Here is a 16943-nt window from a genome sequence, read left to right on the forward strand (position 1 = left end):
CAGCCTCGCGGCTGCCTTTTAAATGTCTTTCCCTTTATATTGATCGACCGACTCTTGTTCGAGTCGCTCTCGCTCTGCATGCGTCTGCGGGTATCCGTTCGCTTGCCATTCGGCACGGTGACTCGAATCAAGTTGCGTGAGACCTTGCTCCGCTTCATCCTGATCCGCATCGACACTCTCCCGCTCGTCCATCTTCTGCCACGTGTCTTCTTCCTCACGTTGCGAAAGCAGTGCCGCCACTTTAGGTGCAACGAGTGCTGCGCCTGCGACACCGAGTACAATCCCCATCAATACTTTACGATCCATCCTGTCCCCTCCTTCACTATGAAATCTTCATTCCACCATTTGATCATCTTAAAACCCAAACCGAAAACGTTTACAACTTTTCAAGGAGTGGAATCTGTAGTGAGAAGGAGGCGATTGGATGGAAAAGAAACGACCTACGTCGAAACGTCCGTTTGATAACCCAGACGCTGTCGACACGGACAAAGAGAGTATTTTTGACGAGGACGGCATGCAAACCGTCGACCCGATTCCCGTCGAGGAATTGAATGAACGGGTGAAGGATGAGAAGAACAAACGTCACTCCAAAAATGAATCGGCGAGTGAAAAGAAATATAAAGACGAATAAACAAGCTGCGGACAATCGTCCGCAGCTTGTTACGTTAAGTCCTTCGGTGAAAATCCGTAAGGCAACATTTCTTCTTTTGTCATCACTTTTGTGTCACCGTTCAAGTTCGCAAGGATTAAGGTAAAATCCTCTCCTGCGAATTCGGCGATGACTTGACGGCACGCTCCACACGGTGAAATCGGACCTTCTGTATCGCCGACAACAACGACCGTCTCAATCGAGTCACTACCTTCCGAGACAGCTTTAAAGATGGCTGTCCGTTCGGCACACATCGAAAGTCCGTACGAAGCGTTCTCTACGTTACATCCCGTAATCTCTTTACCAGATGCATCGATGACGACGGCTCCGACGTTAAATTTTGAATACGGTGTATAGGCGCGTTTGCGCGCTTCAATGGCTTTATGCACGAGTTCTTGTACGCGTTCTTGTGAAATCATTGGATGTTCCTCCACTTCTAAATTTGAGAAGAAGTCTGACATCTGAACTATAACGTGAAAACGCTTACTCATCAAGTGTTTTCACGGACTCGTCAATATTTTTTCTTTTTCTTTTTCTCGAACACGACGACCGATTCAACGTGAGACGTCTGCGGGAACATATCATACGGTTGCACGTAATTGACCTTGTATCCCGCTTTCATCAACTGATCGGCATCTCGCGCGAGCGTTTGCGGGTTACATGATACGTAAACGATTCGTTTCGTCTTCGATGAAATAATCGAGTTGATTAATTGATGATCCATCCCTGTTCGTGGCGGATCGACGACCACGACATCTGGAATCCAGCCATCTTTCACCCAACGTGGGATCCAGTGCTCGGCACGTCCTTCGACATACGTGACATGGTTATAGCCATTTTCACGCATATGATCATTCGCATCTTCGACCGCTTCCGGTACGACTTCCATCCCGCGAATTTCTTTTGCATAAGGTGCCAACCAAAGACCGATTGAACCGACACCTGCATAGGCATCGATGACACGTTCTTCACCTGTTAACCCTGCCGCTTCAACGACTTCACGATACATTTTTTCAGTTTGTGCCGGATTCAATTGGAAGAATGCACGTGGTGATAGATGATAATGCACATCATCAAGTTGTTCATCCATCTTCTCTTGTCCTGCGATATGAACCGTCCGATAACCAAAAATCACACCTGAACGATTCGCGTTGATGTTGATATGGAATGAGACGACGTTTGGCAATTCCATGATTCGGTCACTTAATTCATCTAAATCCGGAACATCTTCATGTCCGACGACCAAAACGACTTGTACATCATTCGTTTTGTAACCTGAGCGAACGACGACCGTCCGAGCATAACCTGTGTCACGACGTGCATCGTAGACGGGAATGTCGAGTTCGTTTAAAATACGGACAATCGCATTGTTGATGTTTGTCGTGTCACGTTGTTGAACCATACAGTGCTCGATTGGTACGAGATGGTTCGAATTCGGCTTGTAAAGACCGGACACGATTTCCCCACGGCGTGTACCGAGCGGGAACTGTGATTTATTGCGGTAATACCACGGATCATCCATACCGATTGTCGGACGGATATCCGATTTTTCCACGTTGAGTTTTGTCTTTTGACGGAAAGCGTTTCGAACGATTTCTTCCTTATACTCCATCTGCAGACGTGAACTCATATGTTGGATTTGACATCCACCACACTCATCGTAAATCGGACAAGGTGCTTTAACGCGATCTTTTGAGTCATTATCGCGTTTGACGACACGTGCCTCCGCGTAGTTTTTTTCGACACGCGTGATTTCAACTTTTGCTCGTTCTCCCGGCAATAAGTTCGGAATGAAGATAACCATGCGATTGATTGTCGCAATGCCTTCTCCATTGATGCCAAGTCGTTCGACTGTGACATCTTTAAAATCTCCTGTAATTAATTTCAATCTGATTCATCCTTTCGAGACGATTGTTCTAGGTCTTTGGCGTAACGCACAACTTTGGCGCGCAACGAATCAATGTCGGCTAACAGGCGATGTAAATCTTCAGGTGTCGTATGCTCATCTAGCGTATTGACCGATAGACATAGCAATTCCGTTCTCGATTTTAGGACGTTCATCTTTCCGGCGGTATCTGTACGTGATTTACCCATCTTGTAATCGCTCCTTTGGTTCGTGACAAAGAGTTGCTATTATAGCATACTATTTCGTGTAACTTGATGAAAAGGTGGAATCCACATGCAAAACATCTCCCCAACCTTCGACCCTTGGGAAGCCTATCTCGACCAAGTCGAACATGGTCGACTCGTCTTATCCAACGTCGAAGTAACCACAACAAAATTGTGTAACATGCGCTGCGAGCATTGTGCGGTCGGTTATATGCTCGACCAAACGGAAGAACCGGAAGTGCCGCTCGAGCTGTTGATTCAACGGTTAGACGAAATCGAACATTTACGCGCTTTCTCCATCACAGGTGGCGAACCGATGTTATCGATGAAATCAGTCCGCAACTATGTCGTCCCGCTGTTACGTTATGCGAAAGAACGTGGGGCACGTACGCAAATCAACTCGAACTTGACGTTACCGTTATCTCGCTATCATCTTATTACCCCTTACTTAGACGTTTTGCACATTTCGCATAACTGGGGCACCGATGCCGATTTCCTTGAAGGTGGATTCGCGATGATGGACCGGAAACCGAGTGAAGAGGCCCGGTTAAAAATGCTCCAGACTATGAAAGATAACGCACGCGCGCTCACGGCCGAAGGCGTCATTGTGTCGGCAGAAACGATGATTAACAAACGAACGATTCCTCATTTGAAAGAAATCCATGAAGAAATTGTATCGCTCGGTTGCCAAAGGCATGAGGTTCACCCAATGTACCCCGCAGATTTCGCTAGCGCACTCGAGTCGGCGTCACTCGCGGATACGCGACAGGCGATTCACGACTTGCTCGATGTCCGAGACGAGAACGTCTGGATGTTGTTCGGCACGTTACCATTCTATGCATGTTCTGATTTGCCGGAAGATCGCGCTTTATTGAAACGACTTCATGAATCGAAAAATGTGACGGTCCGAAACGATCCGGACGGCCGTTCACGCCTTAACACGAATATCTTCGATGGTCAGATTATCGTGACCGATTTTGGTGACGAGCTCGGTACACTCGGCACGGTATATGACACGTCTTTCCAGGAAGCTTACGATACATGGACGAACAGTCAGTTGAATGCTACACTCTCTTGTCACTGTCCTGCCGTGAAATGTCTCGGGCCGAACGCACTCGTCAAACAAGCCTATTATCCGACAGTCGATTTCCAATCTCGTAAAGCTACTTCGTTTTAATTATTTCGATTCGGGAAATGTTCTGTATATTAACTGAATCGAGGTGTGTATAGATGACAGCGATTTATGTATTCATGATCACTGTAATGGCCATTATTATTTTTGGTGGTGTGCTTAGCATCTTATTGACAGCCGCATTCGTTTCAGACAAAGTAGAGCATGATGAAATGTTTAGTCAAGGAAGTTGGGATGATGAATTGCTTCACTTGAATCACTCTCCACAACCGATTGACGACACGAAAAGCTGAGAACTTTCTCGGCTTTTTACTTTGACTTCATGAGGTGAATCCATGCTCCGCTTTCGTTTTATGATTTTACTATTGATTGTCTTTATATCCGGCTTGATTCAAGGTGCGCTCATTCCCCTCCTGTCCACGTTGATTGAACGTGACGGAGCACCTGCTTGGGTGAACGGATTGAATGCAACGATGCTCTATGTCGGGGTAATCGTTTCTGCACCGCTCCTTGAGCGCTTCGTCCGAAAGTACGGATTTCGTCCAACAATCGTCTTAGGCATTGTGTTAACCGCATTCGCGACTTTCGCTTTGCCCATCTGGCCGTCTTTACTCGTGTGGGCGATGATGCGCTTCTTCATCGGATTCGGTGACTCTGCCCTCCACTATGGTTCACAAGTGTGGGTGACATCTTCTACGGATAAGCGCAGTCTCGGTCGCGCGATGGCGTATTATGGGATGTCGTTTAGTCTAGGTTTCGCCGTCGGACCTTTACTTGCACCACTTGTCGATCTATGGTTTTGGTTACCGTTTTTGATCATCGTCTTTTTCTGTCTTGCCTCATTGATGCTCGTCTTTAAAGTCGAGAATGAGTTCCCTGAAATCGAGAAAGTGAAGACGGATTCGAAGGGACGCATCCGGTTGATTCTAGTCGGTGCGGGATACACGCTTCTCCCTGCGTTTACATACGGATTCCTGGAAGCGAGCTTGAATGCCAACTTCCCAATCTTTACGTCGCGTAACGGGATGAGCCTGACAGAGACGAGTACACTAATTACGACGTTCATCGTCATGTCGATCGTCGTCCAACTCCCTCTCGGTCGACTCGCTGACTTGTATGGGAAGAAACGAATTTTGCAAATCGTTCTGGCGTTCGGTACACTCGTCTTCGCTTTAGCGAATCTTGTCGTCGATCACTATGTCGGTCTCCTCGTGTTGTTCGCTCTTGCTGGCGCAGGGTTAGGGTCGACGTATTCACTTGGTCTAGCACACATGACAGAGGTGCTCCCTCGCTCCCTCCTCCCGACTGGCAACATGCTGTATAGCATCTCATTCAGTATCGGCTCGATTTCAGGACCGATGATTGGTGCCTATTGGTTGTCGCTTCCGAAAGAGGTTTACTTCTTCATGTATACGTTGATTTTAGGCATTCTCGCCTTGCGACTCTTCACCTCTAAATCAAAACCGATCAATATATAAAGAGGCAGATGGTTCCCATGAACCATCTGCCTCTTTCATTCTACAACTCGATCCATCTCTTCATCGTTTAACTGCAACGCCTGGATGAACACTTCATCTAGTGCGAACGGCTCCGTGTCCAGCGAGGCGAGGACTTCCGATTTCAACGTCACCTCTACGACACGGTCTTCGAACTGCCATCTCGTCTGAATGTCATCCCCTTGTCTCGTCGCGCGGGTCGCCACAGGACCGTGACGTTCTTTTAAACTCTGACTCACGCACTTCATCACGTACTTGACGTACTCATCTTTCGGTTGACGCGAGATGAGGATATTACGGACGATCCGATTTCTAGTCATTGTTTTTCCTCCTTCCTTTGAATGATTGCGTACGCAAGTCTTTACAAACGAAGACCGATTTCCGAGCTTAAAATTCAGAATTTTTAATTTATTTTGTCATGGGATTTTAATTCCGTCAACTCCGTCTCTTTTTTCAATGACTCACGCTTCGTTTTTTCACGCGCTTCCCTTGAAAATAAGTAGACAAATAAATCCCTACGATAACGAAAATGAGTCCGACAATCGCGTTCCACGGTATGGTCTCCCCGAGTAAAATACCTGACAACATGACACCAAATAAGGGAACTAGGAAGATATAAAGTGAAATCCGACTGACTGGATTATGTTTCATCAACGTATTCCAGAGTGTAAATCCAATCGCTGACAACATCGCTAAGTAGAACAGGAACGCAATCGTCTGTCCTGTGTATGGCATCGAGATCCCACTTGGGTCTAACAAGTAGCCGATGACGAGCAATCCGATTGAACCTGTCACCATCGCCCAAGCCGTCATCGGGGCAACATCATATTCTTTCGAATAGTCCTTCGCAATCAAATTCCCGAACGCACCACTTACCATCGCTAAAATCAGTAAGACCTCACCCAATCCAAAACCGACCTCCGTACCAGTCGCTGGCCAGTTCGCGATCACGATTCCAGAAAAGCCAAACGTCAAGGCAAGTCCTTTCAAACGATTCAATTTGTCATCGTCATAACGGATATGAGCGAGTGCCATTTGGAAGAACGATGTCGACCCGGCAATGATTGACCCTTGTACTCCAGTCGAAATTGAGAGTCCGATATAAAAGAACAAATATTGAAGAAACGTTAAAAAAGAACCGAGATGCGAATACGCTCTAAACTTCTTAGGCGTCAATCGAATCGAACGTTTCAATACCGTCTGACTGATGATGAGCAGAAGAACCCCGGCGAGTAAGAAGCGCTCGCCTGCGAACAACAACTGTTGACCATATTCGTTCGACTGAATATCCAACTTCTCATAGCTCAGTTTGATGAACGGGAACGCACTCCCCCATAACAACGTATTAAAAATCGCCAAAAACGCCACTGTCCATGGGCGTTGAAATATATTTTGCATGACACAAAAACTCCTTAATCTTTTTATTTGTGAGTCACTAATGAGCGTGTTAAAATGAACCTAGATAATAATTATTATAAATAAAGTGATTGAGTCAACTGAAGACTAAAACCTTATATTAAGCCAATTGAAGATGATAATCATCATCAATCATTATCATTTAATCGAGATTTATTCTCAATTAGAAAGAAGGGATTCTATGAATGTCCAATCGGTTACACACGAAAAAAGCCACGTTTTCAAACGGGCTAGCTGGTACGAACATATCGAATTGATTATGGCGCTCATTAGCGGTGTATTGATTGTACTCGCTTATATCGCCGAAACACAAGAAGGAGCTCCTTGGATTCATGTCACGCTTTACTTATCTGCCTTTTTCATCGGAGGATATGCAAAAGCGAAAGAGGGAATCACGGACACGATTGAAACAAAGTCTTTGAACGTGGAACTACTCATGATTATCGCTGCCATCGGCGCCGCATCCATCGGCTATTGGATGGAAGGTGCGATTTTAATCTTTATTTTTGCTCTATCAGGTGCCCTCGAAACGTACACAATGAATAAAAATGAACGCGCACTTGAATCGTTGATGGAGCTACAACCTGAACAAGCAACTCGTTTAACCGATTCTGACGCACTTGAAGTTGTCCATATTGATGATTTGAAAGTTGGAGACCAGATTTATGTCCGTCCAGGCGAACGCATTCCTGTTGACGGGCGAATCATGAAAGGAAGCGCATCTGTCGAAGAAGCCGCCATCACAGGAGAGTCTGTCCCGGTTGACCGACAAGTCGGAGATGACGTGTTCGGCTCAAGCGTCAACTTAAACGGTGTCTTGACGATTGAAGTGACTAAGCTTGCGACCGAGACGTTGTTCCAAAAAATCATTCAAATGGTCCAGCAAGCGCAGGAAGAAAAGTCACCTTCTGCGCAGTTCATCGACCGCTACGAAGGGCGATATGTACAAGTTGTTCTTCTATCCGTCGCAGCCATCATCCTGCTCGGCCCCTTCTTCACGTCATGGTCTCTCGAAACAAGTATTTATCGCGGAATGATTTTACTTGTCGTCGCTTCCCCTTGTGCCCTTGTTGCCGCCATCACGCCTGCTGCCCTAGCAGCCATCGCCTCATCGGCGAAACACGGGATCCTGTTCAAAGGTGGTGCTCATATCGAGAACATGGGTCGGTTGAAAGCAATCGCATTTGATAAAACCGGAACGCTCACGATCGGGAAACCAGTCGTCCAAGAAGCGCTTATCTCACCTGATTTACAGGAAATCGAGGTCAACCGAATCGTCAGTTTGATTGAAGAGCATTCGATGCATCCGCTCGCAGAGGCACTTGTCTCTTATTCCGGAAGACATACCGGGGAGATGACGCACTTTAAAGACATCACCGGTTCTGGAATCGAGGCGACAATTGACGGGACGACATATCGCGTCGGTAAACAGAAGTTCGCTGACCGAAGTGGTGACTTCTTCAAAGAAGATGTGGAACGGCTGAAAGAAGCCGGTCATACACTCGTGTTTATTAGTGATGACTCTCGTACAATCGGCGCCTATGCCCTACGAGACACACTGCGGTCCGAGGCTAAAGTAGCAATCGAGCGTCTGAATGACCTCGGAATCGCGACGATCATGATTACGGGAGATAATGAAGCGACTGCTCGTGCCATCGCAAATGAAGCTGGATTGACACGTTATATTGCCGAATGTTTACCAGAAGAAAAAGTTTCACAAATCAAAGCGTTACGTGAAGAGTACGGTTCAATTGGAATGATAGGCGACGGCATCAATGACGCACCTGCCCTTGCGACCGCTGATGTCGGAGTCGCGATGGGTGAAGGAACCGATGCTGCTCTTGAAACAGCCGATGTCGTCTTGATGAAAAACGACCTCATGCGTTTGAGCGACGCCATTCGCCAATCCCGCAAGCTGAACCGAATCGTCCTACAAAACGTCGTCTTTGCGCTCGGTGTCATTCTCGTCCTTATTGCCACAAACATTTTCGAGCTGCTCATCATGCCATTCGCGGTCGTCGGACACGAGGGTTCTACCATTCTGGTCATCTTGAATGGACTTCGTCTTCTCACCTCTTCATGGGAGTAACCGATTCGACAAAATCGAATCGGTGATTGAAACGATATGTCGATTTCGTTATAATTGAAACAATGTGTCTAAATAGACTGAAACAGATCGAAAGATTGGCTAAAGGTGGTACATGATATGAATACGATTGCAGTCATCGGCAAAGTGTTTGTCGATATTAAAGGAACATCTTTCGCACCGCTTCATAAAGATGCGAAAAATGTCGGCGACATCACTTTCTCTAATGGCGGAACAGGTCGGAACGTTGCTCAAAACTTAGGTGTACTCGGTAATGACGTTCGCTTCGTCTCAACTGTCACGAACGACCAAATCGGGGTCGGCGTCCTCGAGGAGTTACGTGGTTTACAGGTCAATGTCGATGGTGTCGATATGCTCGACGATAACGGAATGGGAATGTGGCTCGCCGTCATGGATAACAATGGCGACCTCCAAACATCGATTTCGAAACAACCTGACGAAGCACGGATGGAAGAAGCGATTTTACGTCGAATCGACACAGTCTTTAAAGAGAGCGATGCGGTCGCAATCGACTTAGACTTGTCTGTTAACGTCTTAAACGAAACGATTGAACTTTGCCGTGAGATGGACTTGCCACTATACGGTGTGTGTGGCCACCTTTCTGTCATTGAACGGAACCGCCATTTACTTCAAGGCTTCACTGGATTCATCTGCAGCCGCGAAGAAGCGGAAATCTTGTCCGATATGTCAATCGTCACGGTGGATGACGCACTACGCGTCGCCGAAGTACTCGCCATGAAAGGTGCACCCCTCACAATCGTTACGATGAGTGAGCTCGGGGCTGTTTATGTCGACCTTCGTACGAATGAACAAGGTCACGTCCCGACAACGAAAGTAAAAGTGGCCGACTCTACTGGGGCCGGTGACTCATTCTTCTCCGCTGTCATCTCAGAGCTGATGAAACAGCATCCAATCGAAGATGCGCTTCGTCTCGGGATGCGTGTCGCAGGAAAAGTCATCGCGTCACACGAGAACGGATTGACGCAAGACATGTATGATTCATTAGAACAACCTACGCAAAAATGAGTTGAACGCATCGGCGAATCGTCGATGCGTTTTGTGCAAAATTATAGGAATGAAAGGAACGATCTCAGTGGTTCGAACGAAATTAAGAAGTGCAATCATTCTCATGAATGACCAAGATGAAGTGGCTTTGATTCGCCGCGAAAAAGAAGATGTCTTGTATTATGTATTCCCTGGAGGCGGAGTAGAATATGGACATACGACTGAAGAAACAGCCGTTCGTGAAGCGTTTGAAGAACTCGGCGTTCATGTCGAATTAGAAGGGGTTGCCGCCTATGTTGCCTTTAATAACGAGCTAAACCCTTACTATTGGGCGAAGATGACGGGTGGCGAATTCGGTACCGGGACGGGTGAAGAGTTCCAGGAAGAACAGACAAACGGATCCTATACCCCGATGTGGATTAAGCGATCGGCGTTACCCCATCTTCCGGTCCGTCCTCCATCGCTCGCTGAAAAGCTCGCCTCGCATGAGTCACGTTTTTACGATTTGACGTTATCTGAGGATTAATCATGTGTATCCTTGGCCGAATTCGGGAAACGTTTCTTAATGACCGAATCAGGAGGATTTCACGATGGCAATGACAGAAGTAAAGGAAAAAAAGAATTGGCTTGGGTTTGGAAAAGAGTTATTCCGACGCTTTCAGGAGCATGATGTACAAGATTACGGGGCCACGCTCGCATTCTTTTGGTTTTTATCGATTTTCCCCGGCATCATCTTCATTTTGGCACTCTTATCATTTTTTGATGTCTCACAAGATTCATTCCAAAATCAATTGAACGATTTGGCTCCAGGATCCGCTGCTTCCGGATTCTTGACGGGTATTTTTGACGCAATCGGGGAGCCTCGAGGCGGTCTCTTATCACTCGGTGCGATTTTAGCCATTTGGTCTGCCGCAAAAGGTGTCGATCGACTCATCACGACTTCACTGCATGCGTATGGCGAGGACAACGAACGGAATTTCTTCGTCAAAAAAGGATTAGCGCTTGGTCTGACGATTTTACTCGGAATCGGGATGTTGCTCCTCATTCTTTCGAACGTGTTCGGATCGCAAATCATCTCGTTCGTCACCGAATATTTACCCGTCAACATTACCGGGGCAGAAGAGATGATGATTAATGTGTTCCGCTACATCTTAACGACGGTCGTCTTGATTTTGACGCTTTCGATTTTTTATAAAGTTTCACCGCAGCAACATGTATTCTGGAAAAGTACGATTCCAGGAGCCATATTCGGTGTCATCGGTTGGCAGCTTGTATCTTTCGGGTTCAGTTTGTACGTCTCAAACTTCGGAAGTTACGACTCCACCTATGGCTCGCTCGGTGGAATCATCGTCACGTTGCTTTGGTTACAATTGACGGGAATGATCATCCTCATCGGGTCTGAAATTAACGCGACGTGGATGCGTTTCTTTAAAACGCCAAGTGAACAAGAATATGAACGTGACTTCAAGAAGAACAAAAAGAAAGCGAAACAAAAACAAGAAGAGGATGACTATGAAGACATCCCAACGAATACGTATGGCTAATACAAAAGGAGCACGTTCAAGCTGAACGTGCTCCTTTCTTATGCCTCTACTGGATCAAGGCGTCCTGTTGCCGGATCAATCACGAATCCATGCACGTTCGTGCCTGGTGGCAACAGAGGATGGTTGTTGATTAAGTTGATTGAATGAACGACGTTCTCTTCGACCGAATCAAATCCATGTAGCCATTGCTCCAAATCCATCCCTGACGATTTCAACGTCTTCAACGTCTGAGGATCGATTCCTCGACGTTCCATCTCTTCAATCACGACAGACGGCTCGATTGCTGCCATTCCACAATCGTAATGACCGACCACGACAACTTCCTCCGCGCCTAGCGCATAAAGCGCGACTAAAATCGAACGCATGGCTGAACCAAATGGATGCGACAAGACAGCCCCCGCATTTTTGATGATTTTAGCGTCTCCGTTCTTAAGTCCTAGCGCTTGAGGTAACAATTCCGTCAGACGTGTATCCATACACGTCAAAATCACAATTTTCTTATCCGGAAATTTATCAGATACGAACGGCTCGTACTGTTTTTCCTCTACGAAACGTTTGTTAAATTCAAGCATTTCTTTTACGACTGACACGTTAACGCCTCCCCTTTTCTCACATCACAAATCTTGAAACAATGAGTCCGACGACCATCCATGCCCCGAACAACGTATTCACCTTCGCCGTCATCGCCATCGCAGGCATTAATGCGGCCGGTTCGGCTTTTTGCCAAAAGCGTTGAATCGCCTTAACCATGACCGGTACGGTGAATAATGATAGCAAGACCCATGGTGTGACTCCATAATACACGACGGCAACGATGATGCCGACTAATGCGGCGATAAAGAATGCCGCGAGCACATATACAGCACGTCGATGACCAACTAGACACGCGATTGTTTTTCGCCCGTTCTCTTTATCGTTATCTAAGTCGCGAATATTGTTCGCAAGTAAGATCGCTCCAATCAACAAGGCCATCGGGAACGACACAAGCAACAACTCCGTCGTTACCGTATTGATTTGAATATATCCGGCGATTCCAATGATGACATATCCCATGAAGAGACCGGCAACAATCTCACCAAACGGCGTGTACGCAATCGGTAACGGGCCTCCTGTATACAAGTATCCAACGAGCATGGATAACGCACCGACCCAAAGCAGATGCCAACTCGTTGACGCTGCGATATAAAGTCCGAGTATCGCCGAGACGGCATACATACCAAGGGCGATTGACAGGATTTGATTTGGCGTAAACCCGTCACGTACGATGGATCCACCAATCCCGATTGATCCTTCATGGTCTAACCCGCGCTTATAATCATAATACTCGTTAAATAAGTTCGTCGCGATTTGAATGAGGACTGACGCGACCAGCATCGCAAGAAAGAGTCCCCACTTCAGTTCGGTTTGATCGAGGACGATGAACGTCCCGAGCAAGACCGGAATAAAGCTTGCTGTCAGGGTATGTGGGCGAATCATTCGCCAATATGCCCCTTTTGATTTCTGTTTCATTTCGTTCCCTCCCTTCGTTAGTTTACGTCTCGATGAAAAAATCTGTCAACGCTAGCCACCTCTCTCACGTTGCTAACAATTTCTCAAGCATTTCATAGGCAAGTCGATTGCGAACTCATGATACACTAAAGAGTGAGAATTCTATCGGATTGAGGAGGCTTTTCTTTCATGCCAGATACTCAAACACATATAAAACAGCGAATCGAGCAAGCCCATAAACGGGCGCGAGCTTGGCAACGACCTGTCCTCGCATCCTACACATGGGAAATCCCGGCGTTCGATGCGTTTCAAATCATTCAAAACACGAATACGTCCCATTATTACTTCATGACACCAGACCGTACGCTTGAAATGCTCGGGTGCGGAGATGCACTCGTTTTGAGTGCATCAGGACCCGAACGATTTCAGCGACTCCAATATGATTGGAGTCTTCATCGACGAGATGTCGACGCAACCGTCCATGCGTTTGCTGGCTTTTCGTTCGATACGTTCATGCGTCCACAAAAAAGTATGTGGGATGCCTTTGGGGAGGCATCACTCGTCGTTCCAAAATTTTTATACCGTCGTTATAAAGACCGACACACATTGACAGTCGCGACCCTTGTCTCTTCGAAACAATCGGTCGAACAGTATTTAATTCAATTAGCCGATCAATTGGCGCAATTCAACTCACTTCGCCCGGCCGAAGAGTCAACACCGTCCTATTCGAAAGTAAAAGACGGTGTAGAACATTACAAATCAAGTTTTCAGCAAGCTAAGCAATTGATCGAGGAAGAGCGAGTCGAAAAAATCGTCATCGCGCGAGAAGAGATTTATCAACGTTCTGACGATGCCTTTCCATTCGCGAAGAGTTTGAAGCATTTGGCGGAACATCAAGAGTCGAGTTATATCTACTTATATCAACCTAAACGTGACATCGGCTTTTTCGGGGCGACACCTGAGCGATTGATTCAAAAAGAAGGGATGCGACTGAATACGGCTGCCATCGCCGGAACAATCAAGCGCCCCCAGACCGAAATTGAAAGCGACCTCGCGAAGGAACAATTGTTACACGATGCGAAAAATCGTGAAGAACATCAAATCGTCGTAAAAGATATTAAGCAAGCTTTGACACCTTACACCGCGCCGATTCACACGAGTGAAACACCACAAATTCTCGCGAATCGATCGGTGTTCCACTTGCACACTCCGATCCAGGCGACACTCGAAACAAACGCTTCCTTGTTGTCGTTAGCGGAAGCACTTCATCCAACCCCAGCCCTCGGAGGCTCGCCGAAGCGGACATCGGTCCGATTGCTTCGTGAAATCGAGCGGTTCGACCGTGGATGGTACGGTTCTCCATTTGGCTGGGTCGATAACGAAGGGGATGGCGAGTTCGTCGTCGCCATCCGCTCGGCACTCGTACAGCATCAGTTCGTCGCACTTTACGCAGGAGGCGGTATTGTCAAAGACTCGGTTCTCGAGCAAGAACTTGAAGAAACCGAAATGAAAATGAGTCCAATCAAACAAGCTTTACAGTTTGATTCGCACGACTAAGGAGGCACCCTACATGAATAAGATGTTGACCGACTGGGTAGCATCCATGGTGAATCGACTTGTTGAATCCGGCGTGACCGATGTGGTCATCAGTCCAGGCTCTCGTTCGACCCCACTCGCGATGGCGGCATATTTGCACCCGCAAATCCGCCATCACATCATCGTCGACGAGCGCTCCGCTGCCTTTTATGCTCTCGGATTGACTCGGTCGACGGAGATGATCCGTCCTGTCGCACTCATTTGCACGAGCGGCACGGCTGCGACAAATTACTACTCGGCAGTGACGGAGGCATTTATTTCGCAATTGCCGCTCATCGTCTTGACGACCGATCGACCACATGAACTTCGGAACGTCGGGGCACCACAAGCGATCAATCAAATTCGATTATACGGTGAACAAGTAAAGACGAGTCTCGACTTACCTGTACCTGAAGAAGCAACGCTGCCGTTCATGCAGCAGACAGTCACCCGGTTCACGAACCTCGCCATGCAGTCACCCATGGGACCCGTTCACTTGAATGTCCCATTCCGGGAACCGTTACTCCCGGATCTTGAACAGTTGAAGCTGATGCTGAGAGGTGAACCTGCTATACCAGAAAGACAGAGCGTTCGCCCAACAAATACCGACCGGGAAATCTTTTTGGAACGTACGAGTCAAAAGCAACTCGCATTCGTTGTCGGCCCTTACACACCAATGTCATGGCAAAAAGCCATTTACAAATCGGCGATCGAGAATCACATCCCGATTTTTGCCGATCCACTAAGCGGCATGCGTCGTTTCGACGGTGTCTTGACGAACTACGACACGTGGCTCGCAAGTGAACATAAAGCCGACTGGTTACCGGATGTGTTCATTCGATTCGGTGCCGCGCCCGTTTCAAAACGGCTCAATCAGTGGATGACTGCGACGGAACTAGTTGTGATTGAAGAGCCGGGCTCTTATCGTGACCCAAGTAGCCGTGCGACCATCTGTTACGGAGACTCACTCGACTTTTTACCACTCATTGAATCAACGAATGATCCACGTTACGTTGAACGCCTACGTTTCTTCGAGGATGTCACGGAAACGGCGAAGCCTTCACTCCAGGGAGAAGCTGAATTGACGAGACGATTACTCGATACGTCAATCGAACGCCTTTTCGTCAGTAACAGCATGCCGATTCGTGATGTCGATACGACATTATCAGCCGGAAAGAGCGTGCAAGTTCTCGCCAACAGGGGCGCCAACGGAATTGACGGAATTCTTTCGAGCGCACTCGGGAGCTGTTTTGACACGTCGCATGCTGCTTTGTTAATCGGTGATTTGGCATTCTATCATGACAGTAACGCTTTACAACTGTTGAAGCGACATCCCGAGAAGTTTTCAGTGGTGATTTCGAATAATAATGGTGGAGGAATCTTCTCCTTTTTACCGCAAGCTTCTGTCGATGCCCAGCTTTTTGAAGATTTGTTTGGGACACCGCTTGATTTGAATATTCGTGGATTTGCCGAGACTTACGGATTATCCTATCGTCTGATTGAGCAGCCACAGGAGATTCAAGAAGCGATTGAAGACGGCATCCATTTGATTGAGTTCCCATCGGATCGTGAGCAGAATGTAACAACTCACCGAGGATGGACGCAGTCTGTCTGCGCTCGTCTCATCACGGAGAACGAGGCATGACCATCTGTTTGAGAGATGTGGACTATGAAGTACGCATTAGAGGGGAAGGAAAACCGGTATTATTCTTACACGGATTTACAGGAAATGCTCAATGGGTCGATTCATTTCCTGCCTTACCCGTTCGACTCGTGTCACCTTCATTATTGCAACATGGTGCAACGGAACACCCTCCCGTCAATCGTTCAACGATGAGTCAACAAGTGAAGGACTTGTCACGCCTACTCGATTTAGACAATCGCCCTTGGACAGTCGTCGGTTATTCACTCGGCGGTCGAATCGGATTGACGCTCGCCGCGTGCGATCAACGCGTCGAACATGTCATCGGAATCAGCACGACACCCGGTCTCCGCTCTTCTAAAGAGCGGACAACTCGTCGACGTCAAGACGAAGAACTTGCCCGATTCATTGAGACCGAAGGACTCTCCGCATTCGTCAAGCGATGGGAGAACCTTGCGCTTTGGCGACAAACTGAAGAGATGAAACAATCACTCAGGAAGGACCGACTCGCACAACATCCGACTGCTCTTGCGAACAGTTTGCGGGCCATCGGTACAGGTCACATGCCGTCGCTGTGGGATGCACTCCAGCACCTCCCTCGCACCGACCTGATTGTCGGGGCAGAAGATTCTAAGTTCAAAGCGATTGCACGAGACATGCAGAAAGAACGGTCTGATATTAAAATCTACGAAATTTCAGATGCGGGGCATGCTCCTCATATCGAGAATGCACCAGAGTTTGGTACAATAATAAAGAAATTGATTTTAGGGGGTATTTAAA

General features: G+C 47.3%; 19 protein-coding genes. 11 read left to right on the forward strand and 8 right to left on the reverse strand.

Annotated elements, in window-relative coordinates; translation table 11 throughout:
* Positions 1-18 precede the first annotated feature (18 nt).
* Positions 19-306 (reverse strand): hypothetical protein, encoded by a 288-nt coding sequence (locus KNP62_RS12025; protein ID WP_214696335.1) that lies wholly within the window; start codon positions 304-306, stop codon positions 19-21.
* Between the two features lie 118 nt (positions 307-424).
* On the opposite strand from KNP62_RS12025, the gene KNP62_RS12030 reads away from it, so the two are divergent.
* The gene (locus KNP62_RS12030; protein ID WP_214785675.1) at positions 425-631 is read left to right on the forward strand and encodes a hypothetical protein; all 207 of its coding nucleotides are present in this window, start codon (positions 425-427) and stop codon (positions 629-631) included.
* Positions 632-660: 29 nt separating this feature from the next.
* On the opposite strand, the gene KNP62_RS12035 is transcribed toward KNP62_RS12030, so the two are convergent.
* From KNP62_RS12035 to KNP62_RS12045, 3 genes are read right to left on the reverse strand one after another with little or no spacing between them, the layout of a single operon-like run.
* Positions 661-1110, reverse strand: a complete 450-nt coding sequence (locus tag KNP62_RS12035) for a cytidine deaminase (protein ID WP_214747524.1) — start codon at positions 1108-1110, stop codon at positions 661-663.
* A 50-nt stretch (positions 1111-1160) separates the two neighbouring features.
* A complete protein-coding gene (gene rlmD / locus KNP62_RS12040) occupies positions 1161-2537 on the reverse strand; it encodes a 23S rRNA (uracil(1939)-C(5))-methyltransferase RlmD (protein WP_214785676.1) in 1377 nt (458 codons plus the stop codon).
* Entirely contained in the window at positions 2534-2743 is a 210-nt protein-coding gene (locus KNP62_RS12045; protein ID WP_015880867.1) for a hypothetical protein, read from the reverse strand. Before KNP62_RS12045 ends, rlmD begins: the two co-directional genes overlap by 4 nt.
* Positions 2744-2828: 85 nt before the next feature.
* On the opposite strand from KNP62_RS12045, the gene yfkAB reads away from it, so the two are divergent.
* From yfkAB to KNP62_RS12060, 3 genes are read left to right on the forward strand one after another with little or no spacing between them, the layout of a single operon-like run.
* Complete coding sequence (gene yfkAB / locus KNP62_RS12050) at positions 2829-3935, forward strand: radical SAM/CxCxxxxC motif protein YfkAB (protein ID WP_214785677.1); 1107 nt, start codon at positions 2829-2831, stop codon at positions 3933-3935.
* 53 nt (positions 3936-3988) lie between these two features.
* On the forward strand, positions 3989-4183 hold the full coding sequence (locus KNP62_RS12055) for a hypothetical protein (protein ID WP_214785678.1): 195 nt from the start codon (positions 3989-3991) through the stop codon (positions 4181-4183).
* A gap of 42 nt (positions 4184-4225) precedes the next feature.
* Complete coding sequence (locus KNP62_RS12060) at positions 4226-5368, forward strand: MFS transporter (RefSeq protein ID WP_214785679.1); 1143 nt, start codon at positions 4226-4228, stop codon at positions 5366-5368.
* 35 nt (positions 5369-5403) lie between these two features.
* On the opposite strand, the gene KNP62_RS12065 is transcribed toward KNP62_RS12060, so the two are convergent.
* Positions 5404-5706, reverse strand: a complete 303-nt coding sequence (locus KNP62_RS12065; RefSeq protein ID WP_214696351.1) for a hypothetical protein — start codon at positions 5704-5706, stop codon at positions 5404-5406.
* A gap of 133 nt (positions 5707-5839) precedes the next feature.
* Positions 5840-6784 carry a DMT family transporter gene (locus tag KNP62_RS12070; RefSeq protein ID WP_214785680.1) on the reverse strand — a complete coding sequence of 315 codons (945 nt, stop codon included), beginning with the start codon at positions 6782-6784 and terminating at the stop codon, positions 5840-5842.
* Between the two features lie 199 nt (positions 6785-6983).
* Between KNP62_RS12070 and KNP62_RS12075 the strand changes: the two genes are divergently transcribed.
* The 4 genes from KNP62_RS12075 to KNP62_RS12090 all read left to right on the forward strand — a co-directional run bounded on the left by KNP62_RS12075 (position 6984) and on the right by KNP62_RS12090 (position 11458).
* Positions 6984-8891, forward strand: a complete 1908-nt coding sequence (locus KNP62_RS12075; protein ID WP_214785681.1) for a heavy metal translocating P-type ATPase — start codon at positions 6984-6986, stop codon at positions 8889-8891.
* A 117-nt stretch (positions 8892-9008) separates the two neighbouring features.
* Complete coding sequence (locus tag KNP62_RS12080; RefSeq protein WP_074033083.1) at positions 9009-9935, forward strand: carbohydrate kinase family protein; 927 nt, start codon at positions 9009-9011, stop codon at positions 9933-9935.
* A gap of 67 nt (positions 9936-10002) precedes the next feature.
* Positions 10003-10440 carry an NUDIX domain-containing protein gene (locus KNP62_RS12085; protein WP_214696358.1) on the forward strand — a complete coding sequence of 146 codons (438 nt, stop codon included), beginning with the start codon at positions 10003-10005 and terminating at the stop codon, positions 10438-10440.
* Between the two features lie 64 nt (positions 10441-10504).
* Positions 10505-11458, forward strand: coding sequence for a YihY/virulence factor BrkB family protein (locus tag KNP62_RS12090; protein ID WP_214785682.1), 954 nt, complete (start codon positions 10505-10507; stop codon positions 11456-11458).
* Positions 11459-11496: 38 nt separating this feature from the next.
* On the opposite strand, the gene KNP62_RS12095 is transcribed toward KNP62_RS12090, so the two are convergent.
* Positions 11497-12030: a beta-class carbonic anhydrase gene (locus KNP62_RS12095; protein ID WP_074033130.1), complete on the reverse strand. Its 534-nt coding sequence runs from the start codon at positions 12028-12030 to the stop codon at positions 11497-11499.
* A 37-nt stretch (positions 12031-12067) separates the two neighbouring features.
* Positions 12068-12967 carry a 1,4-dihydroxy-2-naphthoate polyprenyltransferase gene (locus KNP62_RS12100; protein ID WP_214785683.1) on the reverse strand — a complete coding sequence of 300 codons (900 nt, stop codon included), beginning with the start codon at positions 12965-12967 and terminating at the stop codon, positions 12068-12070.
* Between the two features lie 168 nt (positions 12968-13135).
* Here KNP62_RS12100 and KNP62_RS12105 point away from each other — a divergent pair, with 168 nt between their 5' ends.
* The 3 genes from KNP62_RS12105 to KNP62_RS12115 are packed head-to-tail and all read left to right on the forward strand — an operon-like array spanning position 13136 to position 16942.
* Entirely contained in the window at positions 13136-14503 is a 1368-nt protein-coding gene (locus KNP62_RS12105; RefSeq protein ID WP_214785684.1) for an isochorismate synthase, read from the forward strand.
* Positions 14504-14516: 13 nt separating this feature from the next.
* On the forward strand, positions 14517-16166 hold the full coding sequence (gene menD, locus KNP62_RS12110) for a 2-succinyl-5-enolpyruvyl-6-hydroxy-3-cyclohexene-1-carboxylic-acid synthase (protein ID WP_214785685.1): 1650 nt from the start codon (positions 14517-14519) through the stop codon (positions 16164-16166).
* Entirely contained in the window at positions 16163-16942 is a 780-nt protein-coding gene (locus tag KNP62_RS12115) for an alpha/beta fold hydrolase (protein ID WP_214785686.1), read from the forward strand. Before menD ends, KNP62_RS12115 begins: the two co-directional genes overlap by 4 nt.
* Position 16943: the final 1 nt, after the last annotated feature.

It is taken from the genome of Exiguobacterium sp. s183 (genome assembly GCF_018617655.1).
Classification (GTDB): Bacteria; Bacillota; Bacilli; order Exiguobacteriales; family Exiguobacteriaceae; genus Exiguobacterium; species Exiguobacterium aestuarii_A.

Coding starts and splice junctions, on each gene's coding strand:
- KNP62_RS12025 (WP_214696335.1), bottom strand. CDS start 306: ATGGATCGTAAAGTATTGATGGGGATTGTACTCGGTGTCGCAGGCGCA.
- KNP62_RS12030 (WP_214785675.1), top strand. CDS start 425: ATGGAAAAGAAACGACCTACGTCGAAACGTCCGTTTGATAACCCAGAC.
- KNP62_RS12035 (WP_214747524.1), bottom strand. CDS start 1,110: ATGTCAGACTTCTTCTCAAATTTAGAAGTGGAGGAACATCCAATGATT.
- KNP62_RS12045 (WP_015880867.1), bottom strand. CDS start 2,743: ATGGGTAAATCACGTACAGATACCGCCGGAAAGATGAACGTCCTAAAA.
- yfkAB (WP_214785677.1), top strand. CDS start 2,829: ATGCAAAACATCTCCCCAACCTTCGACCCTTGGGAAGCCTATCTCGAC.
- KNP62_RS12055 (WP_214785678.1), top strand. CDS start 3,989: ATGACAGCGATTTATGTATTCATGATCACTGTAATGGCCATTATTATT.
- KNP62_RS12060 (WP_214785679.1), top strand. CDS start 4,226: ATGCTCCGCTTTCGTTTTATGATTTTACTATTGATTGTCTTTATATCC.
- KNP62_RS12065 (WP_214696351.1), bottom strand. CDS start 5,706: ATGACTAGAAATCGGATCGTCCGTAATATCCTCATCTCGCGTCAACCG.
- KNP62_RS12070 (WP_214785680.1), bottom strand. CDS start 6,784: ATGCAAAATATATTTCAACGCCCATGGACAGTGGCGTTTTTGGCGATT.
- KNP62_RS12075 (WP_214785681.1), top strand. CDS start 6,984: ATGAATGTCCAATCGGTTACACACGAAAAAAGCCACGTTTTCAAACGG.
- KNP62_RS12080 (WP_074033083.1), top strand. CDS start 9,009: ATGAATACGATTGCAGTCATCGGCAAAGTGTTTGTCGATATTAAAGGA.
- KNP62_RS12090 (WP_214785682.1), top strand. CDS start 10,505: ATGGCAATGACAGAAGTAAAGGAAAAAAAGAATTGGCTTGGGTTTGGA.
- KNP62_RS12095 (WP_074033130.1), bottom strand. CDS start 12,030: ATGCTTGAATTTAACAAACGTTTCGTAGAGGAAAAACAGTACGAGCCG.
- KNP62_RS12100 (WP_214785683.1), bottom strand. CDS start 12,967: ATGAAACAGAAATCAAAAGGGGCATATTGGCGAATGATTCGCCCACAT.
- KNP62_RS12105 (WP_214785684.1), top strand. CDS start 13,136: ATGCCAGATACTCAAACACATATAAAACAGCGAATCGAGCAAGCCCAT.
- menD (WP_214785685.1), top strand. CDS start 14,517: ATGAATAAGATGTTGACCGACTGGGTAGCATCCATGGTGAATCGACTT.
- KNP62_RS12115 (WP_214785686.1), top strand. CDS start 16,163: ATGACCATCTGTTTGAGAGATGTGGACTATGAAGTACGCATTAGAGGG.